General features: G+C 33.9%; 21 protein-coding genes. 17 read left to right on the top strand and 4 right to left on the bottom strand.

Going from position 1 to position 25,244, the window contains the following annotated elements:
* Nucleotides 1-73 precede the first annotated feature (73 nt).
* Genes F968_RS18505 through F968_RS18495 form a run of 3 tightly spaced genes read right to left on the bottom strand, consistent with a single transcriptional unit; the run spans nt 74 to nt 3,809 of the window.
* Nucleotides 74-2,257 carry a polysaccharide biosynthesis tyrosine autokinase gene (locus F968_RS18505; RefSeq protein WP_004795472.1) on the bottom strand — a complete coding sequence of 728 codons (2,184 nt, stop codon included), beginning with the start codon at nt 2,255-2,257 and terminating at the stop codon, nt 74-76.
* A gap of 18 nt (nt 2,258-2,275) precedes the next feature.
* Nucleotides 2,276-2,704: a low molecular weight protein-tyrosine-phosphatase gene (locus F968_RS18500; RefSeq protein ID WP_004795470.1), complete on the bottom strand. Its 429-nt coding sequence runs from the start codon at nt 2,702-2,704 to the stop codon at nt 2,276-2,278.
* 4 nt (nt 2,705-2,708) lie between these two features.
* On the bottom strand, nt 2,709-3,809 hold the full coding sequence (locus F968_RS18495) for a polysaccharide biosynthesis/export family protein (RefSeq protein WP_004795468.1): 1,101 nt from the start codon (nt 3,807-3,809) through the stop codon (nt 2,709-2,711).
* 360 nt (nt 3,810-4,169) lie between these two features.
* Here F968_RS18495 and tviB point away from each other — a divergent pair, with 360 nt between their 5' ends.
* The 17 genes from tviB to galE all read left to right on the top strand — a co-directional run bounded on the left by tviB (nt 4,170) and on the right by galE (nt 23,575).
* Nucleotides 4,170-5,444, top strand: a complete 1,275-nt coding sequence (tviB, locus tag F968_RS18490; protein ID WP_004795466.1) for a Vi polysaccharide biosynthesis UDP-N-acetylglucosamine C-6 dehydrogenase TviB — start codon at nt 4,170-4,172, stop codon at nt 5,442-5,444.
* A gap of 23 nt (nt 5,445-5,467) precedes the next feature.
* Nucleotides 5,468-6,508 (top strand): NAD-dependent epimerase/dehydratase family protein, encoded by a 1,041-nt coding sequence (locus F968_RS18485; RefSeq protein WP_004795464.1) that lies wholly within the window; start codon nt 5,468-5,470, stop codon nt 6,506-6,508.
* Between the two features lie 3 nt (nt 6,509-6,511).
* Nucleotides 6,512-7,753, top strand: a complete 1,242-nt coding sequence (locus F968_RS18480; protein WP_004795463.1) for a hypothetical protein — start codon at nt 6,512-6,514, stop codon at nt 7,751-7,753.
* Between the two features lie 47 nt (nt 7,754-7,800).
* Nucleotides 7,801-8,736 carry a hypothetical protein gene (locus F968_RS18475; RefSeq protein ID WP_004795461.1) on the top strand — a complete coding sequence of 312 codons (936 nt, stop codon included), beginning with the start codon at nt 7,801-7,803 and terminating at the stop codon, nt 8,734-8,736.
* Between the two features lie 54 nt (nt 8,737-8,790).
* Nucleotides 8,791-9,969 (top strand): glycosyltransferase, encoded by a 1,179-nt coding sequence (locus F968_RS18470; RefSeq protein ID WP_004795459.1) that lies wholly within the window; start codon nt 8,791-8,793, stop codon nt 9,967-9,969.
* 2 nt (nt 9,970-9,971) lie between these two features.
* Nucleotides 9,972-11,117 carry a glycosyltransferase gene (locus F968_RS18465; RefSeq protein WP_004795457.1) on the top strand — a complete coding sequence of 382 codons (1,146 nt, stop codon included), beginning with the start codon at nt 9,972-9,974 and terminating at the stop codon, nt 11,115-11,117.
* A complete protein-coding gene (locus tag F968_RS18460) occupies nt 11,110-12,144 on the top strand; it encodes a polysaccharide biosynthesis protein (RefSeq protein WP_004795455.1) in 1,035 nt (344 codons plus the stop codon). Before F968_RS18465 ends, F968_RS18460 begins: the two co-directional genes overlap by 8 nt.
* A 2-nt stretch (nt 12,145-12,146) precedes the next feature.
* Nucleotides 12,147-13,256 carry a UDP-2-acetamido-2,6-beta-L-arabino-hexul-4-ose reductase gene (gene wbjC, locus F968_RS18455; RefSeq protein ID WP_004795453.1) on the top strand — a complete coding sequence of 370 codons (1,110 nt, stop codon included), beginning with the start codon at nt 12,147-12,149 and terminating at the stop codon, nt 13,254-13,256.
* Nucleotides 13,257-13,268: 12 nt separating this feature from the next.
* Nucleotides 13,269-14,399, top strand: a complete 1,131-nt coding sequence (gene wecB / locus F968_RS18450; RefSeq protein ID WP_004795451.1) for a non-hydrolyzing UDP-N-acetylglucosamine 2-epimerase — start codon at nt 13,269-13,271, stop codon at nt 14,397-14,399.
* Between the two features lie 10 nt (nt 14,400-14,409).
* Entirely contained in the window at nt 14,410-15,597 is a 1,188-nt protein-coding gene (locus F968_RS18445; RefSeq protein ID WP_004795449.1) for a glycosyltransferase family 4 protein, read from the top strand.
* Between the two features lie 15 nt (nt 15,598-15,612).
* Nucleotides 15,613-16,560, top strand: coding sequence for an NAD-dependent epimerase/dehydratase family protein (locus tag F968_RS18440; protein ID WP_004795447.1), 948 nt, complete (start codon nt 15,613-15,615; stop codon nt 16,558-16,560).
* The gene (locus F968_RS18435) at nt 16,557-17,558 is read left to right on the top strand and encodes an MraY family glycosyltransferase (protein ID WP_004795445.1); all 1,002 of its coding nucleotides are present in this window, start codon (nt 16,557-16,559) and stop codon (nt 17,556-17,558) included. The genes F968_RS18440 and F968_RS18435 overlap by 4 nt, the downstream gene beginning before the upstream one ends.
* 452 nt (nt 17,559-18,010) lie before the next feature.
* Nucleotides 18,011-18,631, top strand: coding sequence for a sugar transferase (locus F968_RS18430; protein ID WP_004795444.1), 621 nt, complete (start codon nt 18,011-18,013; stop codon nt 18,629-18,631).
* Nucleotides 18,632-18,643: 12 nt separating this feature from the next.
* Complete coding sequence (gene galU / locus F968_RS18425) at nt 18,644-19,519, top strand: UTP--glucose-1-phosphate uridylyltransferase GalU (RefSeq protein WP_004795443.1); 876 nt, start codon at nt 18,644-18,646, stop codon at nt 19,517-19,519.
* Between the two features lie 117 nt (nt 19,520-19,636).
* Entirely contained in the window at nt 19,637-20,899 is a 1,263-nt protein-coding gene (locus F968_RS18420) for a nucleotide sugar dehydrogenase (protein ID WP_004795442.1), read from the top strand.
* Entirely contained in the window at nt 20,896-22,566 is a 1,671-nt protein-coding gene (gene pgi / locus F968_RS18415) for a glucose-6-phosphate isomerase (RefSeq protein ID WP_004795441.1), read from the top strand. Before F968_RS18420 ends, pgi begins: the two co-directional genes overlap by 4 nt.
* On the top strand, nt 22,559-23,575 hold the full coding sequence (gene galE / locus F968_RS18410) for a UDP-glucose 4-epimerase GalE (protein ID WP_004795440.1): 1,017 nt from the start codon (nt 22,559-22,561) through the stop codon (nt 23,573-23,575). Before pgi ends, galE begins: the two co-directional genes overlap by 8 nt.
* Before the next feature lie 43 nt (nt 23,576-23,618).
* Here the strand turns inward: galE and F968_RS18405 are convergent, their stop codons facing one another.
* A complete protein-coding gene (locus F968_RS18405) occupies nt 23,619-24,989 on the bottom strand; it encodes a phosphohexomutase domain-containing protein (protein WP_004795439.1) in 1,371 nt (456 codons plus the stop codon).
* Nucleotides 24,990-25,244 lie beyond the last annotated feature (255 nt).

The following is a 25,244-nucleotide window of genomic DNA, read 5'->3' as shown; positions in this document are numbered from 1 at the left end:
AGTAGGGATATACTTAAAAAAATCTTAAATAAAAAACCGGATCATTTGATCCGGTTCTCTTATCACTTTACGATTAATCTTCTTTTTGTGCTTTATAAGCATAGGCATAGTTATAACCATAACCGTAGCCTGCGCTAGCACGTTGAATGTCATTGAGAATAAAGCCATTGACTTTAACACCTGCTTGTTCAAAGCGATTAAGTGTTAATTCAAGTTCTTTCATTTGTGATTTAGCATAACGGGCAACAATTAAGTTCACACCAGTATATTGCGAAATAATAATACCATCGGTTACTGCCAAAACTGGCGGAGTATCAATAATGATATGATCATATTGGCTTTGTAGCTGTTCAAGTAATTCTTTAAATTGGTTTGAGCTTAAAATCTCTGAAGGATTTGTTGGACTCTTACCACGGGTAATCACATCAAGGTTAGCAACTTGAGTTTTGTGCAAAACTTTTTGTAGATCAGCTTGTCCACTTAATAATTCAGAAAGACCTGGCTTCACATCGACATCAAAGTATTTATGCATATAACCACGACGCATATCGGCATCAATCAGTAATATACGTTTATCACCTTGCGCAAAAATTGTTGCAAGGTTGGTCGAAATAAACGATTTACCTACTTCTGGTGAAGGACCTGCAATCATAATGATATTGTTTTTCGCACTTGCCAACGCAAAGTGAATCGCAGTACGAATACTACGCAAACTCTCAATTGCAATATCATCACTATTTTTAACTGCAAGAATAGGAATATTCTTCTTTTTCTTTAAAATTTTAACGCGACTTTCTTGAATTGGGGAACGTGGAACAGTTGCATAAACTGGTAAATCTAGCTCATTTTCAATTTGACCAGAATCTTTAATACCTGAGCGTAACATATTACGTAATAGAGCAATAATTGAACCAATAATAACACCAGCAAGAATTGCTAAAAGTAAAATGAGTAACTTTTTAGGCGAAATAGGTTTAATTGGTTCAATCGCAGTGTCTACAATACGAACATTACCAATTTCGCCCGCTTTTGCAATACGAAGTTGTTGGTAAGAGTTTAAAAGGGCAGTGTAGAGTTGAGTTTTAACTTCTACTTCACGGTACAACTGTAAGTACTGGCGTTGTACGTCTGGTAATTGTTTTAACGTATTGTTAAGTTCACCAATTTGCTTATTGATTGCTGAAAGCTGGCCATTAATTTCACGCATTGCAGGATGGTCAGCAGTATATTTTGCCGCCATTTCAGCTTGCTTTTGTTCGAGCTCAGCTTTTTTAGTTTCTAAAGTAATGCTTTGAGTTAAATAAAGCTCAGATTCTTTTGTAACATCAACAGTGTTGTATTGTTGACGGAATTTATTGAATTGACGCTCTGCATCATCAAGTTGTTTTTTCAAATCTGGTAATTGTTCATCTAAAAACTTTAGAGTTTGTGCAGACTCAGCAGATCGACGTTCAATATTTTGTGCGCTATATGTTGCTAAAATTGCATTTAGAACTTTAGTGATTTGTTCTTTGTCTTGACCTTGATAATTTAAACCTAATACACCTGTGAGCTTACCGCGTTCTGCAACCGAATAATTTGCACTAATAGCGCTTACAGCAGCAGGTACAGATAGATTGGTAATATTATATGTAGCATCGAATTGATCTTTTGTGAAAATAGCAACTTTCCAAGTACCATGTGGTCCTACAACTTGGTTTGACTGGTTAAGTGGTATAGTTAATATAGTCTCTTCAGTACTAGGATCAATTAAATTTAAAGATTGTTTATCAAAATTAAGATGTAAAGTTTTATCTAAATAGTAAGCAGGAATCTCAAACTGGCGGATCTCAAAGCTTTTGAGCCCATCTTTAAAAATAACGGATTTTTTTGTGTATTCCGTTTTATAGTCATTATCGCTTAATAAACGGTGAGTTAACGTGTCTTCACTACTGGAAATTTGTACATTTAAATGTAGATCTTTAATAACTGAACCTAAAACCAATCGCGACTTTAAAATCTCAATCTCAGCTTGAGCAGGGGACTTTTGCTCAATCATTTGTGATAAATCGCCTAAAAGAGCAGCAGAGGCCCCTTTACTGTCTTCAACCTGAACCAAAGCATCAACTGAATAGGTATCTGGTGTTACACGTAAATAGAGCAGAGCGCATACAAGACTTAAAATAGTGCAGAGAGCAATTAATTTCCACTGTGCAATTAGTGAAAAAAATAACTCTTTTAAATCAATAGAATCTTCGGTATTGGTCTTTTGGTTCATAAGCTTAAAATCTTGGCGTTAAATATAAGGTTTCCAGTCAGCAATACACTGTTGAATAAGCTGGCAGGTTTCATCAAAAACAGCTTGATCGTGCTGGTAAGGGTCAGGCACATTTCTATTCTGCCAATGGCCCAGGCGATAAGTTTTACCTTTTGCAAAGGGCCAAGTGTGTTCAATATGCTTTTGCTGGTTGTGACTCATGACCAAAATAAGGTCAGCTTTTTTAATATGCTCAGCATTTAACTTTCTTGCAATATGAGGTTGCATGTCGATGCCTAGGCGCTGCATGCAAAGTTGTGCTTTATTGTCTGCTTGATGGCCTACAAGACCAGAAATACCTGCAGACTCGATACTCAACTGAGGATATTGCTGTTTTAAGAAATACTCAGCCATAGGACTTCGACAGATATTTCCAATACAGACGACTAAAATATTTTTAAACTGCATGATATTACTGTCCCAAACGGTCTATGTTATATAACGCACTTGAGAATGGAATAATTTGGTTGACCACACGTTGCCAGCGAGTCAAGCCAGTCGCATCAACATAGACAATATCATTACTACGTAATCTAAACTGATTCGCTAAACCAAAGTCCCCAATGCTTATCAAGTTTAAATGGTAGAGCTCAGTTGATCGATCATTTGGATTGGTGCGTAAAACATAGATTTTACTAGCGCTAGCAGATAAAGGATTTAAGCCTAAACTTTCACCTAAAGCATCACTTAATGTCATACCTTGATCACGCATGGGTAAAGCTTGGTTTTTACCTGCTTCACCCATTACATAAATTTTCTGATTTTCTCGAGTGCTGACATAAATTGTATCGTTCGGTTGTATTAAAAGCTTATGGAGTGAATAACCTGCTTTTTCTAAATCAATCGTATTTAGATTATAAGTTTTGCCATCTCGAATGAGTTGAACATACGTGTTATCACCCATTGTAGTGACACCGCCAGCCATACCAAGTGCTGAATAAACACTTACAGGTTGATCACTTAAGTAGAACTGACCACCTTTAGTTACGCTTCCTTGTACGGAATAACGCTGACCTTCATAAGATAGTACTCTCACTACGACATCTGGATTTTTTAAAAAACGAGCCAGTTGACTATGTAACTCACGATTTACTTGAGCTAGGGTTTTACCGGAAGCCTTATATCGACCTACTAAAGGGAACTGAATGTAACCGCTTTGATCAATTGGATAACCATTGGCCTGAATTGATTGCTCGTTACTAATACTGTTTACAGGCGGCGTAATTTCAGGATATGCCCAAAGTTGAATAGAAAGAACATCGCCTGGACTTAGGCGATATATAGGTTGTTGATTTTTAAATAAAGCTGCATAGTCACGTTGGTAGTCGATCTGAGCAGGTTGTATTGCTGGCAATGTTTCTTGAGAAATTTTAACGACATTAACCGTAGTTCCAAGGTCAGTTTTATATACACCTTCATTGGGAATATCGTAAGTTTGTAAACCGGAAGTCACCGCACAACTGGCAGCACTTAAACTCAAGGCAAGAACAGAAAAAAACTGGCAATACTTCACACGCAACCCTTTGTGTATTTATCTTTAATTGATATTGTCCACTGCATAGTAACAAGTGTCTATTAAACGCAGGATGTACCGATTCTAGCCGAAAAAAAATTAAAAAACATCGAAAAATCGTAGAGCTTTGTATGTTTAGTTTATCTGATCGGATTATTTGAAAGGTATTAATTCATCAGCAATATTAAAAATGTACTATTTTAGCTAAACTGATAAATTCTACTTATAAGTGCTGTAAACACTTTTATACAATTGAAGTACGGAGACTAAAAAAAAACTGCTATAGTTACGCTCGACGATCTCCAGTCAACATGTATCATTATTTAAATATACAATTTGTAAGGAATAAGGCTAATTTTTATGCAACTTGCCGAGTTAAGAATAGCAATTATTGGTTTAGGGTATGTAGGCTTGCCATTGGCAGTTGAGTTTGGGAAAAAAGTACCAGTTGTTGGTTTTGATATCTATCAAAAACGCATAGATGAATTGAAAAGTGGTCAAGATCACACTTTAGAAGTTACACCAGAAGAATTACAACAAGCATCTCATTTAAGCTACACAGCAAATTTGGAAGAATTAAAAGATTGTAATTTTTATATTGTAACAGTTCCAACACCAATTGATGATTTTAAACAGCCTGATTTAACGCCATTAATTAAAGCTTCTACGAGTATCGGACAAGTATTAAAAAAAGGCGATATTGTTGTATATGAATCTACTGTGTACCCAGGTGCAACAGAAGAAGTATGTATTCCTGTTTTAGAAAAAGTATCTGGTTTAAAATTTAATCAAGACTTTTTTGCAGGCTATAGCCCTGAGCGCATTAACCCTGGTGATAAGCTTCATCGTGTTACTAATATTTTAAAAATTACTTCAGGTTCTACACCTGAAGTCGCTGACTATGTTGATGAAGTATATAATCTGATTATTGAGGCAGGAACACATAAAGCAGCTAGCATAAAAGTTGCTGAAGCGGCAAAGGTCATTGAAAACACCCAACGTGATGTTAATATTGCCTTAATTAATGAATTAGCACTTATTTTTAACAAACTTGGTATTGATACAGAACAGGTGCTTAAAGCTGCTGGTACAAAATGGAACTTCTTGCCATTCCGCCCAGGCTTAGTGGGCGGCCATTGTATTGGAGTTGATCCATATTATTTAACTCATAAAGCCCAAGCGATTGGGTATCATCCAGAAATTATTTTAGCAGGGCGCCGATTGAATGATTCAATGGGAGCATATGTTGTTACTCAACTTGTAAAAGGAATGATAAAAAAGAAAATTCAAGTTGAAGGTGCTAAGGTTTTAGTTTTAGGTTTAAGCTTTAAAGAAAATTGCCCTGATATCCGCAATACTAAAGTTATTGATATCGTAAAAGAATTAGAAGAATATCATATGGATGTTGATGTATATGATCCTTGGATTGATAGTGAAGAAACTCAACACGAATATGGTATTACTCCAGTTAAGCAACCTACAGCGGGTCAATATGATGCTGTAATATTAGCAGTTGCTCATAACGAGTTTAGAGAAATGGGTATAGAGGCAATTCGATCTTTAGGTAAAGCATCTCATGTTCTTTATGATCTGAAATATGTCTTAACTCAATCTGAGTCAGATATCCGTCTATAAAATAATATTTGTTGAGAAGTAATATGAATCAATATGAACAAGTATTGGAAAGGCTTAAGAGCAATCCTAAAACATGGTTAATAACTGGCGTTGCAGGTTTTATCGGTTCTAATTTATTAGAAACGTTATTAAAATTGAATCAAAAAGTTATAGGATTAGATAATTTTGCAACTGGATTTCAACATAATTTAAATGATGTGCAAAGTTTAGTCTCGGAAGAGCAATGGAGAAACTTTGCTTTTGTTGAGGGTGATATTCGAAATTTAGAAGATTGCCAAAAAGTTTGTACAGGTGTGGATTACGTATTGCATCAAGCGGCATTGGGTTCAGTCCCGCGTTCTATTGCTGATCCCATAATGACAAATAGCGCAAATATTACTGGATTCTTAAATATATTGGTGGCCGCTAGAGATGCGCAGGTAAAAAGCTTTACGTATGCTGCTAGTAGTTCAACTTATGGCGATCATCCAGCTTTACCGAAAGTTGAAGAAAATATTGGCCAACCATTATCACCTTATGCAATTACTAAATACGTGAATGAGTTATATGCTAATGTATTTTCAAGAACATATAATTTTCATAGTATAGGATTAAGATATTTCAATGTATTTGGTAAAAGACAAAATCCAAAGGGTGCTTACGCAGCAGTAATCCCTACATGGACATCCCTACTTTTGCAAAAAGAACAGGTCTTTATCAACGGTGATGGTGAGACAAGTAGAGATTTTTGCTATATTCAAAATGCTGTGCAAGCAAATATTTTGGCTGCAACTGCTTCAAATGTGCAGGAGTCAGCTGTTTATAATATTGCTTTCGGTGAAAGGATTAGTTTAAATCAACTCTATCAGGAAATTTCTAATAATTTAAAATCAATAGCTAAACTTGAGGAAACTCAGCCACAATATAGAGATTTTAGAACAGGAGATGTTCGTCACTCTTTAGCCGATATTACTAAAGCTAGAAACGCATTACACTATCAACCAACATATAGTGTGAGAGATGGATTAAAAGAAGCTGTATCATGGTATGTAGCAGAATTTAATAAAGTAGAATTTGGTAAATAACTTGTGTCGTTATTTAATAATATAAAAAAAATTCTACTAGGGAATGGAGCTGCACAATTAATACAATTTGCGTTCCTTCCACTTTCTGCTTTTTTATATACACCTGATCAATTTGGTGTTTTTGGTACGATACAGGCTTATAGTACAGCTCTTACAGTTTTTATTAGTCTTCAACTATATGTAGCAATTCCTTTTGAAAAAAATCAATTTTCATTAAATGATTTAATAGTTTTAAACTTTAAGTGTATTTTTGCTGTTACAACTTTTTTATTAATATTATATGGTCTATTTAATATTGATTACTTTTCAATCTTAGCAGTTTTTTTAGCAAGTATTACTGCTGTAACTAATACATTACGTAGTTTAATTGTTTACTCAGGGAATTTCACTAGATTATCGACTAGTTATGTGATCCGAGCTATTGTAATAGTTCTATCTCAAGCTGTAATGTCTTTAAACACTGCTATAAATGGATTAATTTATGGTTTATTACTAGGTGAAATAATATATAGTGGATTGTTACATTATTTTATTAAAAAAAGTATTGATTTACCAAGTTTTAGTTTGCATTCTTTATTTAAAGTTCCCATAAAAAATATATTTACGAAATATAGAGCATTTAGCTTATACGGCTCAATATTAGAGCTAACGTCAGTATTTATTTTTTATGGACCTATAGTTATATTCTCTTATATATTTAATGGAAATAATAATTATATAGGGCAATATAGTTTTATATCTCGCCTTGTTTGGCCTCCAATAATTTTAATATCTACATCCTGTGCTAATGCTTTATATTTTCATATTACTAAAATTAATAGTTTAGAAGTAAAGTCATTAACTTTAAAAGCAACGGCATTAGGTAGTTTTATAATAGCTATTGCTCCTTTTCTAGGATGGTGTGGTCAGTATATAATTAATTTTTTAATAAAAACTCCCACATGGAATCTAGTCGCTGATTTCGGCTTTTATACTATAACTTTAGCTTTAATATTTATGGGAACTATATATGTTAGAGTTGTAATAAGATATAAACATCTTCAAAAATATCAATTAATAATAGATGTTTTTTTTATAACAATCGTGGCTTTAATTCTTTATTTTCGAGAGAAAATAGGTGTATCTGACGTGTTTGAAATTCTTAAAAGTTATACTATTATATATTTTATTTATAGTCTTTTATTAATTTTAGGTATTTTATTTTTTGTTTTAAAAGAAATAAAAAATCAAAATATTATTAAATGAATTTTGGATGAAATTTGAAATATGTTATTTTTAAATCAGGTGTTTATATGGTGAAGGTGCAAAAGGGAAAAATGTATTCTTTATTGTATGCATTTTTAATCTTAATTATTTCTTGTTATTTTGTTCCTCTTTATATATATGGAGATCAACAATTTTATATTGATTTTTATGATAATTGTTTTTATCCGAGTGTTGACTCTTTTGAGTGTTATAGCTCCAAATTAGGAACCCAAGAGCCATTATATTTTGGACTTGTATGGGCTATGAATAAGTTAGGAGTTGATAGAAATATATTTATTATTTTTTCGAATGCTGTATTTGCCTATCTTTTGTGTGCAAATATTTTTAAATATTATAAAGTAAGCTTTACTAGGAATATTTTAAGCATCTTATTATTAACTAATTATTATTCTATAGTTTTGTTATTTGCTGCTGAAAGACTTAAATTTGGTGTAATATTTGTACTTTTATATTTGCTTGCTACTTCAAAATATAAAGTTTTATATTATTTTCTAGCTATAGTTGGTCATATACAGTCTTTTTTCTTGTCATTTTATGTATTTTTAATTGAAGTTAGAAAATTAAAAAAGTTATGGTTAAAAATTGCTATTATTATTTCGATGCTAGTTATAGGTGGAATTTTTCTCTTTTTTCTTAGTGAGCATATTTCTCATAAAGTTGAAGCATATAGTGGAGAGGGGGGGTCTTTAGGGAGTATTATAAAAACAATTTTCTTTATTGTTTTAAGTTATTTATATAGTAAAGATTTTAAAGTTCTATTATGTGGAATTCCTTTAATAGCTGCTTCATTTGTATTAGATGTAGAACGAGTAGCTATCTTTGCTTTTTTTGTTTTTATAGGTGCATTTATTTATCATAAAAAACCGCTTGATCCTTTATTGATTTTAATTTTATTATATTTCTCTATGAAATCTATTGAATTTTTAATTAATATTGTTAATTTTGGTTCGGGGTATATTTAGTAGGATATTTTATATTTTTCTCTCAATTTTAGAAGTTCTATAAAGGAACAAATCATGGCTAAAATTTTATTTACTGGGGCATTTCGATTTCCTGATGGGGATGCAGCTTCTTTAAGGCTTAATAATATGATTAATATTCTTAAGCCTTATTATGATGAAATATTGGTTTGTGGATGGGAGCAAAAAAATAAATCTTTAATAGATAATCAATTTTATTTGCATAACTCTATTAAATGTTTTCCACAAGCTGAATTGGATAATAATTCAACTACTCTATTGGAGAAATTTGGATCTTTTATATATAAAGGTGAGAGAACATTAAATTGGATTGAAAATTATCTTAAGAAGGATGCTATTGAAATTGTAGTAGTTTATAATCCACCAGCTTTATTTACGTTACAGCTTATATCTTTGTGTAAAAAGTATAATATCAAATTAATTTTAGATTCTACAGAATGGTATGATAGTAGTCATTTACCTATGGGTAGATTCGGTCTTCCGGCAATTGAAAATTTTATACGTATGCATTATGTATATCCTAAGATTTCTAATATTATTTCAATTAGTCATTATTTAAATAATTATTATTCCAAGAAAAGTTATAGGCCTGATATAAATCAAATAATTTTGCCAATTGTATTGGATTGTCAATTGGTTGCTGAAAAGCCATCAATAGACCAGGGTATTAACTTTATATACGCTGGTAATCTTGGAAAAAAGGATAATATCATTGATTTTATTAACTATCTTCCAACATTACATCAACAATTAAATTGTCCGATTTTATTTAATATAGCAGGCGTAACATTCTCTCAAATGAGAGATCTTCTTGGAAGTGAGAACTTTGATAGAGTTCAAACATATATAAATTGTCATGGTCGGCTATCAAGAGATAAAGTAATTGATTTATATAGTAAATCTCATTTTTCAGTGTTGTTTCGAGACGATAAACGTTATGCCCACGCTGGTTTTCCTACCAAGTTAGTTGAGAGTTGGTCTATGGCAACGCCAGTAATTTGTAATCCTATTGGTGATATTACTTTGTATGCTCAACACGGAGAAAATGCGTGTATTGTTAACGATATTACTGATGTTGTAAAATTTCTAGATGATGTTTTAAAAAACAATCAATATAAATATATGCAACAGCAATGCCAGAAAACAATTGATCTAAAACTTAGTAATAAAGTTTATAGTAATCAATTATTAGAGTTTTTCAGAAGATTAAAGTGAAAATGAATATAGTATTTCAGTATTATAAAGGATCAGGTGGAGCTTTAATTAATATTAAGCATATGTTGGAAGCAATAATATTACAAAATCCTAATTGGAATTTTGTAATTGTTTGTAATAAAACATCTATGCTTAGTGAAATTGAAACACCTTATAATAATCTTACTTATGAATATATAGTAGAGAGTAACTTACCAGGTGAAATTAGTAGGCTATTATTTTTTACTTTTAAATTAAAAAAAATAGTAGAAAAATATTCTGCTGATATTATTTGGTCAATGAATGTTGGTCCATATGTTAATACATCGGCATGCCATGTATTATCTTTAAATAATGCTTTCCAAGTTTGTGATTCTAAGTTATTAGGAATTCATCCTAGTGGTTCTTTTAGAGTTAATCTTTTAAGGTTCTTTTTTAGAATTAGTATGCGATATACTAATTTAACCCTATTGCAAACACCATTTATGGAAAAATTAGTTAAAAAGAATTTTCATAATACCAAAACTGTCATTGCGAAAAAATCAGTAGGTATTAGTAATAATTTATCTAATGATAAAAATCCTATCTGCGAAAAAATAAATCCACATGATTTTAATATTATTTATGTTGCAACCGACTATCCCTATAAAAGACATTTATTATTATTAAAAGCTTTAAACTTATTTAATAATGAAATACCTAATTTGAAATTAATTGTTACTCTAACATATGAGCAATGTTTAAATATCGATTTTGACTTGACGACAGAGTTACATCGTAAAGGAATTTTAATTTGTCTAGGTTGGGTTCAGCCCAAAGATCTAGAATCTTTATATAAGTCTTCGAAGATTGCGGTTATGCCAAGTTTAATTGAATCATTGAGCTCATCTCATATTGAAGCAATGTTTTGGGGGATTCCGCAGATTACATCTAATCTTGCATACGCTAAAGATTTATGTAAAGAGGCTGCATATTATGTGAATGACCATAAGTCACCACAAGCATGGAAAGATGCAATAATTACCTTATACAATGATCCAAGTTTATATCAGCAGTTAATCCAGCAAGGATATCAAGAGGCTAAAATGTTACCTCAGAGTTGGAATGATGCAGCAAATACTATTAGCAAAGAATTTTCTAAAATTATGAGAGAGGACAAATATGTTTAAAGATAAAGTTTTATTAATCACTGGTGGTACAGGATCTTTTGGTAATGCTGTTTTAAAACGCTTTTTAGAAACAGATATTAAAGAAATCCGTATTTTTAGTCGCGACGAAAAAAAGCAAGATGATATGCGTAAGAAATATCATTCAGCAAAGCTAAAATTTTATATAGGTGATGTACGCGACTATAATAGTATTTTGAATGCTACTCGTGGTGTTGATTATATTTACCATGCAGCAGCTTTAAAGCAAGTTCCATCTTGTGAGTTTCATCCGCTAGAAGCTGTAAAGACCAATGTATTGGGTACGGAAAATGTACTTGAAGCAGCCATTCAAAACCATGTTAAACGTGTAGTGTGTTTAAGCACAGATAAAGCAGTTTACCCAATTAATGCAATGGGTATTTCTAAAGCCATGATGGAAAAAGTTATGGTCGCAAAGTCACGTAATCTAGAGGGTTTAGATACGGTTATTTGTGGTACTCGTTATGGTAACGTAATGGCATCACGCGGTTCGGTAATTCCTTTATTTGTTGATCAAATTCGTCAGGGTAAACCTCTTACTATTACCGATCCGAATATGACTCGTTTTATGATGACTTTAGAAGATGCGGTAGACTTAGTTCTCTATGCTTTCGAGCATGGTGAAAACGGAGATATTTTTGTACAAAAAGCTCCTGCAGCTACAATTTCAGTATTAGCTGAAGCATTAAAACAGTTACTAAACGTTGAAGATCATCCTATTTCTATTATGGGTACCCGTCATGGTGAAAAAGCTTTCGAAGCTTTATTAAGCCGCGAAGAAATGGTGCATGCTTTTGATCAAGGTGATTATTTCCGCGTACCAGCAGACCAACGCGACTTAAACTATGAAAAGTATGTAGAAGATGGTGATTTAAAAATTACTGAGTTTGAAGATTACAACTCCCATAACACTACTCGTCTAGATGTAGAAGGTATGAAACAATTATTGCTTAAACTAGATTTTGTTCGCGCATTAACAAGAGGCGAATACATTTCACCAGAGGCGTAAGCATGAAAGTTTTAGTTACCGGTTCTAATGGTTTTATTGCAAAAAACTTTATTCAGTTTTTATCAGAGAAACCTGAAGTTGAGATTTTAAAAGCTCATCGTGAAACAACAGATCAAGAGTTAGAGCAATCGGTTCTAGCTTCAGACTGGATTGTACATTTAGCGGGTGTAAATCGCCCTTTAAATGAAAGTGAATTTGCGGAAGGTAATACCACTTTAACAGAAAAGATCTGTCAAATTTTGCAGCAAGCGAATAAGAAAACTCCGATTATCTTATCGTCTTCTATTCAGGTCGAACGTGATAATCCTTATGGTAAAAGTAAGTTAGGTGGAGAGCAGGCATTGGTAGCTCTCAACCAAGCACAAGATAATCCAGTCTATATTTGTCGTTTAGCCAACGTTTTTGGTAAATGGTCACGTCCGAACTATAACTCTGCAGTTGCAACTTTTTGCCATAATGTTGCAAATGATTTGCCGCTACAAATTCATGATGAAAATGCTGTGATTCGTCTTGTTTATGTTGATGATGTAGTTGAGACATTCTGGAATATTATCAATGGGCAACAGGTTGAACAATTTTTTCAAGTTGAACCTGAATATCAAATTACCGTAGGCGACTTAGCCAAAGTTTTAAATGGCTTTAAAGCATCTCGAGATACGCTTATCACAGATCGGGTGGGAACTGGGCTAACTCGTGCACTTTATTCAACTTATTTAAGCTTTTTAAAGCCTGAGCAATTCGATTACAGTGTTCCAAAATATGGTGATGCTCGCGGCGTATTTGTTGAAATGCTGAAAACCCCAGATGCAGGACAGTTTTCTTACTTTACTGCTCATCCAGGAATTACCCGTGGTGGTCATTATCACCATACAAAAACTGAAAAGTTCCTTGTTATTAAGGGTAAGGCACTATTTAAGTTTAAGCATGTTGTGACAGGTGAATTTTATGAGCTTGAAACACAAGGCGATGAACCGCGAATTGTAGAAACCGTACCGGGTTGGACACATGATATTACTAACATCGGTGAAGATGAGATGGTAGTAATGCTATGGGCAAATGAAATTTTTGATCGTGATAAGCCAGATACTTATGCGATGCCAATAACAAATTAAGAGTATAGATTTGTGAAAAAATTAAAGTTAATGACAGTGGTGGGCACACGTCCAGAAATTATTCGTTTATCTCGTGTAATGGCTGCGTGTGATGAGTATTTTGATCATGTTATTGTTCATACAGGTCAAAACTATGATTATGAATTGAATGAAATTTTCTTTACTGATTTGGGAATTCGTAAACCTGACCATTTCTTAAATGCAGCGGGTGCGACAGGTGCAGAAACGATTGGTAATGTAATTATTGCAGTTGATAAAATTTTAGATGAAGTGCAACCTGAAGCTTTACTTGTTTTAGGTGATACTAACAGCTGTATGGCAGTCCTACCTGCAAAACGCCGCAAGATTCCAACTTTCCACATGGAAGCTGGAAACCGTTGTTTTGATATGCGAGTTCCTGAAGAAATTAACCGCCGAATTGTCGATCATACGGCTGATATTAATTTAACTTACAGTACGATTGCCCGCGATTATTTATTGGCAGAAGGCTTACCAGCTGACTTAGTAATCAAAACGGGTAGTCCAATGTTTGAGGTACTTCATCATTACAAAGCAAAAATAGAAGCTTCTGATGTCCTTGAACGTTTAAATTTAAAAGAGCATGAATACTTTATTGTGAGTGCTCACCGTGAAGAAAATATTAACTCAGATCAGAACTTCTTAGATTTGGTTGGAATGTTAAATGCAGTTGCAGAGCAATATCAGTACCCTGTGATTGTATCGACACATCCTCGTACCCGTAAGCGTATTGAAGAGTTAAATGTTGAATTTCATCCTTTAATTCAATTATTAAAACCATTGGGTTTTAGCGACTACAATAAGTTACAGCTTTCAGCAAAAGCGGCATTGTCTGATAGTGGAACGATTAATGAAGAATCATCAATCTTGAATTTCCCTGCACTTAACTTACGTCAAGCGCACGAGCGTCCAGAAGGAATGGAAGAAGCTGCTGTAATGATGGTGGGTTTAAAAGCGGAACGCATTTTACAAGGTTTGGCAATTTTAGAAGGGCAGTCTAGAGGCGAAAATCGTCTTTTACGTTTAGTTGAAGACTACAGCATGCCAAATGTAAGTGAAAAAGTTGTGCGTATCATTATGAGTTACACAGATTATGTAAATCGAGTGATTTGGAAAAAGTATTGAGGTTTAAGCAGTGAAGAAGAAGGTCTATTTAATCACAGAATATTATCACCCATATCAAAATACGACAGGTTACTTGTTAGGAAAATTGTATGACACGTTGAATATACAAAGTGATATAGACCTTGTTCTTATTGCAAAAGAGGATACGAATTGTCCTCAACATGCAAATGCACATTTTATTAAAGCTAAAAAGCCTAATAAAGCGAGTTTGTTTAAAAGATTTTTATATGAGTTAGTTATTGCTTTTAGTTTCTTAACTAAAACTCTGAGAGTAGTGAAAAAGGATAGTATTGTTTTTACAGGTACGACTCCTATTTTGCTCCTTTTTGTTTTATTCATTATTAAAAAGTTTCTAAATTTTAAATGGATATTGTTAGTTCATGATGTTTTTCCAGAGAATTTGGCAGCGGCTAAAATTTTAAAAAATGATCATTTTCTATTTAAAATATTAAAAAGTTTATTTGATAGGATTTATGCAAGTGCTGATGAGGTTATTGTTATTGGCAAAGACATGAAAGAATTAGTGCATCAAAAAACGAATCAAAATAACAATATTACTGTAGTGCAGAACTGGATTGATTCTTCGGATATTGGTACAGAACTTAAAACTGATAACCGAATTTTAAAAGAATTGAATTGGCTTGATAGTGAAACTACGATTTTTCAATTCTTCGGAAATATTGGCCGTGTTCAAGGTGTAGAAAATATTCTGCATGCGATTCAGAAAATGGAATATGCACATTTGGCAAAATTCATTTTTATTGGTGATGGTGCATACGTGGCTCGTCTTAAAGAGCAAATTCAGTCTTTAGGTTCTCAAAATATTCTTTACTATGGATCTTTAGATCAGAAAGAAAAAACGACGGGTTTAAATGCGTGTGATGTTGCATTAATTACATTGGCTGATGGGATGTTAGGTTTAGGTGTTCCAAGTAAATCCTATTTTTCTATGGCGGCTGATAAACCTCTGCTCGCGATTATGGATAGTGAATCAGAAGTTGCAGATATGATTAATACACACCATATTGGTTGGGTGGTTCCACCTAATAATGAAGATTTGTTGGCCAAACAACTTGATAAAATTGTGTTAGAAAAACATCAATATTCGTTTAATTCGTCAAGAAAAATACTCAATGAATTTTATTCAGAAAGAGTAGCAATGGATAAAATTCTAAAAATTATTAGAAAGCTTTCTTAAGACTGTACTTTAAAAATGAAGATATTAATTACAGGAAGTAATGGTTTTGTGGGTTCACATTTATGTGAATATTTTTCGACAATTCCCGAATATAGTGTTCTTGCTCAAATTCGGAAAAAAACACAAAATTTAAGTACGTCCATTGAGACTATCATTTTTGATTTGAATGATGATCTAACAAATCTTGATTTAAGTTCAGTAGATGTTGTCGTGCATTGTGCTGGACGTGCTCATATTATGAAAGAAGTAGAGAGTGAGCCACTTTCCATTTATAGACAGATAAATGTAGAAGGTACACTTAATTTAGCAAAAAAAGCTGCTAAAGCTGGCGTGAAACGTTTTATCTTTATGAGTAGTATAAAGGTAAATGGTGAAGTAACTGCCAATAAGCCATTTACACCAAATGAAAGTATTTCAAATCCTCAAGATCCTTATGGATTATCAAAATTTGAAGCTGAGCAAGCTTTATTAAATTTGGCTCAAAACGTTAAAATGGATGTAGTTATTATTCGTCCCGTATTAATTTATGGGCCAAATGTTAAGGCAAACTTTAAGAGTATGGTAAATCTGGCTGCAAAAGGAATTCCTTTACCTGTTGGCTGTCTTGATAATCAAAGAAGTATGGTAAGTATTTATAATTTAATTGATTTTATCCATATTTGTTTATTACATCCTTTAGCAAAAAATCAAATTTTTTTGATAAGTGATCAAGATGATATAACAGTTAAAGAATTATTTATGAAGCTAGCTAAAGTTCAAGGTAAAAAGCTTATCGCCTTACCTGTACCTAAAGTACTGATTAACTATGTAGCTAAACTTTTTAATAAAGATGCTATTGCCTCACGGCTTTGTTCGTCATTAGTGGTTGATACATCAAAGAATGTAGAACTATTGGGTTGGAAAGCACCTTATAGTGTTGATGACTGCTTAAATTTAATGTTTAAAAAATTAAGGCTAGTATGAATGTTGTGATCCCTCTCATTCTTTTTTTTCTTCTTTCTTTTACTTTGACTTATTGCGTTCGCAGATATGCCTTAAAAAAAAATATTATTGATTTACCTAATTTTAGAAGCTCACATGTTGCACCAACACCGCGTGGTGGTGGTTTAGCAATTGTCTTAACTTTCATATTAGCTTTGTTCTATTGTTTTATAAATCAATTGATAAGTTTTAATGAGTTCTTCGTCATAGGTGGAGGGTGTTTATGTATTGCTATTCTCGGTTTTTGTGATGACCATACTCATATCAACTCTATGCTTCGTTTAACTATTCATTTTATTGCTGCAATTTTTATAGTGTTTAATTTGAGTGATCTTAGTCAAGTTGCTGTTTTTAATGGCTTAAGTTTAGGCTTTTTTACCAATATTTTGGCCGTCTTATTTCTTGTCTGGATGTTAAATTTATATAATTTTATGGATGGCATTAATGGCATTGCGAGTATTGAAGCAATATCTGTAGGAATAAATTTAGCTTTGATATATGGCTGGTATGGTTCTAATAATTTTATATTACTTGCAATAGCTTCTATAGTGAGTGGTTTTCTATTTTGGAATTTTCCAAAAGCAAAAATTTTTATGGGAGATGTAGGCAGTAGTTTTTTAGGATTTTTATTCGCAGTTCTTGCTTTATATGCATTAAAAATAGATTTTAATTTATTTCTGGCTTGGATTATCTGTTTAGGAATTTTTATTGTAGATGCTACATTTACACTCGTGAGACGTATCTTCCGAGGTGAAAAAATTTATCAGGCACACCGAAGTCATGCTTATCAATATGCTGCTAGATATTTTTCTAGTCATACAGTAGTGTCTTTAGCAATTTTATTAATTAATTTTGTCTGGCTGATGCCTTGTGCATTTTTTGTATTAAATAAAAGTATATCTCCATTATTTGCTTTAATCATTGCTTACATTCCTTTAATATTTTTAGCTCTATATTTTAAAGCTGGGAAATCAGAATAAAACTTATGATTTTTCATAGGGCTATATAAATTTTTCTAATACTATATATAGAGTTTTTTTAGTTTTTCTAAATTCATAGATTAACTTTGGCTCTTACTTCTCAAGAGAAATGTTTATTTTTGTTTTGAAATTGATGCAGAACTAAAATCTAAAACATGAAAACTATAATTTTGTAGTCGATACTGAAGAGATGAAGTGTTTCAAAATATTTTAAATATCAATATTTTATTTATTTTTGAAAGTCAAAAAGTTATAGTTATTTAGCAAGGTAGATGGATGATTTTTTAGATAACAAATAAGTAATATTGAAGTACGATTTATAGCAGGGTAAAAGTTACGTCATCCAATCTATGATAGTATGCTCTGCATAAATCGTCTTGAGAGAGACAAATGCTAAATAAAGCATATTTTTTAGTTTTCTTTGTAAATCAATTGAAAATAAGAGTGAATACATGATGAAACGGATAGTTGACATCGTAATTTCCTTAACCGCATTAATCATTTTGTCCCCAATCTTTTTTTGGGTAGCATATAAGGTTCGTAAAAATTTAGGTTCTCCAGTTCTCTTTTATCAAGAAAGACCGGGGAAAGACGGAAAATTATTTAAAATGATTAAATTCCGTTCTATGAAAGATGCGTTCGATTCTGAAGGTAATCCATTACCAGATGAAGAGAGAATTACCCCATTTGGGCATAAGTTGCGTTCTACAACTCTAGATGAAATGCCGCAGCTCATTAATGTTTTAAAAGGTGATATGAGTATTGTTGGTCCCCGACCTCAGTTAGCTGATTTTTTAGAACATTACACCTCTCGACAAATGCGTCGTCATGACGTTAAACCGGGAATGACAGGCCTTGCTCAGATCAGTGGAAGAAATAACTTAAGTTGGGAAGAAAAATTTGAGCTTGATATAGAATATGTTGAAACACATAATCTATCTCTAGATTTTAAGATTATGGCGAGAACAGTTTTAGTTATGTTGAAAAAAGAAGGCATTAATGCGCCAGATCAATTGGTAGGTGCGAGTCGTTTTTCTGGTTCAGCGCGCGATGAAGATAAAGCAAGTCTATAAGTAAATATTCACATGATTAAAAAGGCAGTTTTACCGGTAGCTGGATTAGGTACACGTTTTTTACCAGCAAGTAAGTCAATTCCCAAAGAAATGGTCACGGTAGTTGATCGTCCTGCAATTGAATATGTAGTGCGTGAAGCTGTAGAGGCTGGTATTGAACAAATTATTTTGGTAACTCATTCATCTAAGGCATCAATTGAAAATTATTTTGATCGAAACTTTGAACTAGAAACGACTCTAAAGCAAAAGAAAAAGTTCGATTTACTTGAAGAAATTACGCAGATTATTCCATCTCATGTAAGTGTGGTAAGTGTAAGACAACCTCAGCCTTTAGGTTTAGGACATGCGGTTTTATGTGCAAAAAGTATTGTTGGGCAAGATGACTTTGCTGTGTTATTGCCAGATGTATTGGTGCAAGACAACTCAGGGAAAAATGATTTATCGCGTATGATTTCACGCTATGAGTCAAGTCAAGCTGCTCAAATCATGGTTGAAGCAGTACTAGATCATCTTGTAGATCAGTATGGAATTGTTGATGTAAAGCAGAGCCCGAATGAGGGTGAAAGTATTGCTATGCAGGGAATTATCGAAAAACCTGCTATAGGTTCTGCACCTTCTAATTTATCTGTCGTAGGACGTTATATTTTACCTGCTAAGATTATGCAGCTTTTAGAAAATACTCCGAAAGGCGCGGGCAATGAAATTCAGTTAACTGATGCAATTGCGATGCTTCAAGAAACAGATACCGTTGAAGCCTATCGGATGCAAGGCCAAACTTTTGACTGTGGAAGTAAGCTCGGTTATTTGAAAGCTGTACTACACTATGGTGTTGCACACCCTAAGTTAGGATTAGAATTTAAACAGCTGATTCAAGAACTTAAATTATAAAGTTTTGTAGTTCTGCTTAAGTATTTGTAAAAACTGCTGAATATAGCAGCTGGGCAGTATATTCTCTTCCTGTAAAGGGAAGAGAATTCTATAAAATACGAAAAAATCAGGTGTGCAATGAAAATCGCAGTATTTGGAACAACGTTACATGCCGGTGTGATGGCAGCGTTATTAGCTGAATATGGTAATCAAATTTACTGGTGTACCAGTGTCACTTGTGAAGAAAATATTTCTGTACTCTCGTATCAAGATCAAGATGTAAATAATTATTTAAATAAGCAGCGAAAAGCGGGTTTTTTAAAAGAGAGCCCTTTTTCTGAGATTCCTTTAGATATTGAAGTTTATTTATTTTGCTTTAGTCCAACACAAATTGAACTTGCATTAAAAACAGTTGAGAAGTTGAGCGAACGACCTATTGTTCATCCGCGATTAATGATTAATGGCTCTACTTTTGGTTTGCATGGTACAGAGAAATTAAAACAGCATTTACCAAAAGATGAGTGGGTTTATTTTCCTGATGTGATTCAGGAAGGTAATGCTATCAACAGTGTATTGAATGTAAAACATGTCATTGTTGGTGTGGAATCTAGAGACGCAAGTGAAACTATGCAGGAGTTATTGCGTCCTTTTTTTCAATTTAGTTATCAATATTTATTTATGCCGATTTTAGATGCTGAGTTCACCAAACTTAGTATTTCAGGCATGTTGGCTACCCGCATTAGTTATATGAATGACTTGGCTATGGTGGCTGAAAAGTTAGGTATTGATATTGCGAATGTAAAGCATGGTATCGCTGCTGACACACGTATTGGCGCTGCATATTTATCGCCGGGTGTCGGATTTGGCGGTGAGAACTTTTCGCATGATATTTTAACACTTTCGAGTACTGTGTCTGAAACTGGAACAAAAAGCCGCCTTTTGGAACAGGTTTGGGCGATTAATGAGCAGCAGAAAGAAATTTTATTTCGTAAGTTATGGAATTATTATCACTGTAGTCTAAATGGCAAAACAGTTGCGATTTGGGGTGCTTCCTTTAAAGAGAATACTTCGAATATACATAATTCACCGATTCATATTTTATTAGCCGCATTATGGGCACAGGGTGTAATAGTACGTCTGCATGATCCTCAAGCTTTAGATGAAATAGCTGCAACTTATGGACATCGTGAAGATTTAATTTTATGTACGGACCAATATGAGGCGGTACGAGATGCTCATGCGCTATGTCTAGTCACGGCATGGAAGCAATATTGGAGTCCTGACTTTAAGCAACTACAACAGTTAATGAAGCATCCTTTAATTTTAGATGGACGTAATATTTATGATCCTGCGTATGTAAAGGCGAAAGGTTTTGCTTATGAAGGAGTAGGTCGCTTATGAGTAAATCAATTGAGCAATTTCCAAAGGAATTAGCCTCACCTTTAGCTCATCTTCAAACTCTAGGTGAAAAAAATTCAAAATTACATATAAAAGAGTTATTTGCTTTAGAGCCAGATCGTTTTCAAAATTATTCTGTAAAATTTGATCAATTATTTTTTGATTATAGTAAGCACCGCTTAACCAAAGATATTTTGGGACAATTAGTAGCTCTTGCAAATACTAAAAATTTAACCGAATGGATTAATCGCCTTTTTTCACAGAATAAAATTAATTGTACTGAGCAACGTGAAGCAATGCACTGGGCATTGCGTTTACCAGCTGATTATTCAAAGTTTCCCGATTTAACAGAACAAGTTCATAGCCAGTTACAACGCATGTATACCTTAGTGGAAAAAATCCATGCAGGGCAATATCGGGGTTCAACTGGTGAGGTGATTCAAGACGTTGTTAATATTGGGGTCGGTGGTTCTGATTTAGGACCACAAATGGTCACGCATGCTTTATCTGATTTTAAGGTAAAAACAGCTAAGCCTTTAAATATTCACTTTGTTTCGACTATGGATGGTAGTCAGTTATCTGAGTTACTCCATCAACTTCGTCCCGAAACAACTTTGTTTATTATTTCGTCTAAGTCTTTTGGTACGATTGATACTTTATCAAATGCACAAACAGTTCGTCAGTGGCTTGAAAAGGCATTAGGAACACATGCTCGTGTATTAAAAAGTCACTTTATTGGTGTATCTACAAAATCTGACAAAATGTCTGAATGGGGAATCGCGCCTGAAAACCAGTTACTACTGTGGGACTGGGTAGGTGGGCGTTATTCTTTATGGTCTTGTATCGGTTTACCTATTGCTTTGACGATTGGTGTGGAAGGCTTCCAGCAACTCTTAGCAGGGGCTCATGCCGTCGATGAACATTTTCAAAATACGAGTTTTGATCAAAATATCCCAGTTTTGATGGCATTATTAGGAATCTGGAATAATAACTTTTTAAATATTCAGACCCATGCAGTATTACCCTATGATGGGCGATTAAAGTATTTTGCAGCTTATCTGCAACAGCTAGAAATGGAATCTAATGGGAAGTCAGTACAGCGCAATGGCTTAAAAGCTGAGCTTGATACTTGCCCTATTATATGGGGGGAGGTTGGACCAAATGCCCAGCATGCTTTCTATCAGTTGTTACATCAAGGTTCACAAGCAGTAAGCTGTGATTTTATTGCGCCAATTCAACGTTATAACGCAGATCATTTTACCTATGTTGAAAATGCAGAAGCTCTGGTTGAACAACATCATCTTGCACTTTCAAACTGTTTAGCGCAATCAAGATTATTAGCCTTTGGTAATGAAGCTCTAGACCCAGCTGAATTAGAGAATTTACCAATTTATAAGCAATATGAAGGTAATCAACCCAGTTCTACATTATTATTAGATGAGCTAAACCCGTATAATCTAGGAATGCTGATCGCTTTATATGAACATAAAGTATTTGTTCAGTCTGTGATTTGGAACATTAACCCATTTGATCAATGGGGTGTTGAAAAAGGTAAACAGATTGCTGATCAGTTACTTCCGATTTTAAATGGTATTCAAAGTGATTTTTCAACACTTGATGCCTCGACTCGGGGGTTAATTAAAATATTGTTAGGAAAGGTAGATGGCTAAAATTCTAGTCACTGGAGGGGCCGGTTATATAGGTTCCCATACTTGTATCGAGTTATTAGATGCAGGATATGAAGTCATTGTTTTTGATAATCTTTCGAATAGCTCAGAAGAATCTTTAAATAGAGTTCAAGATATCACTCAAAAAAGTTTAACTTTTGTGCAAGGTGATATCCGTAATGCGGATGAACTTGATCGTGTTTTCGAAAATCATTCAATTGATGCTGTTATTCACTTCGCAGGTTTAAAAGCGGTCGGTGAAAGCCAAGAAAAACCGCTTATTTATTTTGATAATAATATCGCGGGTAGCATTCAACTGGTTAAATCGATGGTAAAAGCTAAGGTTTATACACTAGTGTTTAGCTCTTCCGCTGCTGTATACGATGAAAGTAATATATCGCCATTAAATGAACAAATGCCAACAGGTATGCCGAGTAACAACTATGGGTATACTAAATTGATTGTTGAGCAATTATTGCAAAAGTTGTCGGCATCTAATCCAGAGTGGTCAATCGCATTACTTCGTTATTTTAATCCAGTAGGTGCACATAAGAGTGGCCGTATTGGTGAAGATCCACAAGGTATTCCAAATAATTTAATGCCATATGTGACTCAAGTTGCTGTTGGCCGTCGTGAGAAATTATCTATTTATGGTAATGACTATGACACGGTAGATGGTACTGGTGTGCGTGACTATATTCATGTGGTTGACTTAGCGAATGCACATTTATGTGCTTTGAATAACCGTTTACAGTCGAAAGGTTGTCGAGCATGGAATATTGGTACAGGTAATGGTTCATCTGTTTTGCAAGTTAAAGACACCTTTGAACAAGTTAATGGCATACCTGTAGCATTTGAGTTTGTAGCACGTCGAGCTGGTGATGTTGCGACTTCTTTTGCAGACAATAGCCGTGCAGTTGCTGAGTTAGGTTGGCAGCCTCAATATGGCTTAGAAGATATGCTTGCTGATAGCTGGAATTGGCAGAAGCAGAATCCTAATGGATATAATTAAATAGCAATAAAAAAGGAGCTTATAGCTCCTTTTTTATTATGAATTAGTTCTGAATCAACCCAGTCAATTCATCTACATAATGCTGCATTGGCTGAGCTTGGCGATCTGCACGGCTTTCAATGTTGAGACGTAATAACGGTTCAGTATTTGAAGCGCGTACATTAAAGCGCCATGCACCAAAGTCTAGACTTACACCATCGGTACGGTCAATTTCTGGGTTTTGCTGGGCATAAAAATCGAAAATCTTTTGAATGGTGATTTGTGTGTCAGCCACTTTAAAGTTGATTTCACCACTGCAAGGGAACTTGGTAATCATATTTTCAACCAGCGTTGAAAGAGATTTTCCTGTTTCAGAAAGTAGGGCAACGGTGAGTAACCATGGAATCATCCCGCTGTCGCAGTAAGCAAAGTCACGGAAATAGTGGTGTGCACTCATTTCTCCGCCATATATGGCATTGTGTTCGCGCATGACATCTTTAATAAATGCATGACCAGATTTTGACTGGACAGCAATACCTTTATATTCATCCACGATATCAAATGTGTTCCAGACTAAACGTGGGTCATGAACAATTTTCTCGCCTGACTGTTTAATCAAGAAAGCTTGAGCCAATAAACCAACAATATAGTAACCTTCAATGAACTGTCCCTTTTCGTCAAATAAGAAACAGCGGTCAAAGTCGCCATCCCATGCGATTCCCATATCTGCTTTATGCTCAATTACAGCATTTCGAGTACTGTCACGGTTTTCAATTAAAATTGGGTTAGGAATTCCGTTTGGGAAAGTACCATCTGCTTCATGGTGGATTTTAATAAATTCAATTGGTACGTTAAGCACTTTAAATTTTTCTTCAATCGCATCAATCACATGGCCAGCTGCACCATTACCCGCGTTTACCACTAACTTAAGTGGGCGGATTTTTGCAGGTTCAATGTAGGTGATTAAGTGATCAATGAACTCGGGCAAAATGTTATAGGTTTGAGTTGTACCTTTTTGGCTAACTTCTTCAAAGTTATTGGTTTCTGCTAAAGCCTGAATCTCTTTTAAACCGGTATCTGCACTAATTGGACGAGCATTTTCTCGAACTAATTTCATACCGTTATAGTCCATTGGGTTATGACTAGCGGTAACTTCAATTCCACCTTGTACATCTAAGTGGAAAGCAGCGAAGTAAACTTCTTCAGTACCTGTCATGCCCAAATCAAGAACATTCACACCCGCATCATTTAAACCACGGATGGTCGCTTGTTTTAAACCTTCACTGCTTAGACGAATATCACAACCGACTACTACAGTCTTTGGTTTATAGATTTGTCCGTAAGCGCGGCCAATTTTATAGGCAATTTCTTCATTCAATTCGGTGCCGAGTTTGCCTCGGATATCATAGGCTTTAAAACACGTTAAAGTAGTCATTATTCAGTTCAATACAAATGATTTGAGTTTTGAGCATTATTATACATTTCTTAATAAATGGTTATGTTTATAGTTTTTATATTCAATTTTTACGCTTCATTTGTGTAGCTCAGATTTAAATTTATAAGAATACTTTTTACGACTTTAGTCTAATAAATAAAACTGGAAGTTCGAAATAGCTTGATTTTATTCAGTACTATTGGTCTTACCAATTATTATGGTTATTTAATGATTGATCTTACAAATAACTGTGTT

The organism is Acinetobacter sp. NIPH 817, from assembly GCF_000368405.1.
GTDB lineage: Bacteria > Pseudomonadota > Gammaproteobacteria > Pseudomonadales > Moraxellaceae > Acinetobacter.
The sequence above is the reverse complement of the archived record's forward strand: the minus strand, read 5'-3'. Positions and strand labels throughout refer to the sequence as shown.

Coding starts and splice junctions, on each gene's coding strand:
- F968_RS18485 (WP_004795464.1), top strand. CDS start 5,468: ATGAATCAATATGAACAAGTATTGGAAAGGCTTAAGAGCAATCCTAAA.
- F968_RS18405 (WP_004795439.1), bottom strand. CDS start 24,989: ATGACTACTTTAACGTGTTTTAAAGCCTATGATATCCGAGGCAAACTC.
- tviB (WP_004795466.1), top strand. CDS start 4,170: ATGCAACTTGCCGAGTTAAGAATAGCAATTATTGGTTTAGGGTATGTA.
- wbjC (WP_004795453.1), top strand. CDS start 12,147: ATGAAAGTTTTAGTTACCGGTTCTAATGGTTTTATTGCAAAAAACTTT.
- F968_RS18435 (WP_004795445.1), top strand. CDS start 16,557: ATGAATGTTGTGATCCCTCTCATTCTTTTTTTTCTTCTTTCTTTTACT.
- F968_RS18420 (WP_004795442.1), top strand. CDS start 19,637: ATGAAAATCGCAGTATTTGGAACAACGTTACATGCCGGTGTGATGGCA.
- F968_RS18475 (WP_004795461.1), top strand. CDS start 7,801: ATGGTGAAGGTGCAAAAGGGAAAAATGTATTCTTTATTGTATGCATTT.
- F968_RS18500 (WP_004795470.1), bottom strand. CDS start 2,704: ATGCAGTTTAAAAATATTTTAGTCGTCTGTATTGGAAATATCTGTCGA.
- F968_RS18465 (WP_004795457.1), top strand. CDS start 9,972: ATGAATATAGTATTTCAGTATTATAAAGGATCAGGTGGAGCTTTAATT.
- F968_RS18505 (WP_004795472.1), bottom strand. CDS start 2,257: ATGAACCAAAAGACCAATACCGAAGATTCTATTGATTTAAAAGAGTTA.
- F968_RS18440 (WP_004795447.1), top strand. CDS start 15,613: ATGAAGATATTAATTACAGGAAGTAATGGTTTTGTGGGTTCACATTTA.
- F968_RS18460 (WP_004795455.1), top strand. CDS start 11,110: ATGTTTAAAGATAAAGTTTTATTAATCACTGGTGGTACAGGATCTTTT.
- galU (WP_004795443.1), top strand. CDS start 18,644: ATGATTAAAAAGGCAGTTTTACCGGTAGCTGGATTAGGTACACGTTTT.
- galE (WP_004795440.1), top strand. CDS start 22,559: ATGGCTAAAATTCTAGTCACTGGAGGGGCCGGTTATATAGGTTCCCAT.
- pgi (WP_004795441.1), top strand. CDS start 20,896: ATGAGTAAATCAATTGAGCAATTTCCAAAGGAATTAGCCTCACCTTTA.
- F968_RS18470 (WP_004795459.1), top strand. CDS start 8,791: ATGGCTAAAATTTTATTTACTGGGGCATTTCGATTTCCTGATGGGGAT.
- F968_RS18430 (WP_004795444.1), top strand. CDS start 18,011: ATGATGAAACGGATAGTTGACATCGTAATTTCCTTAACCGCATTAATC.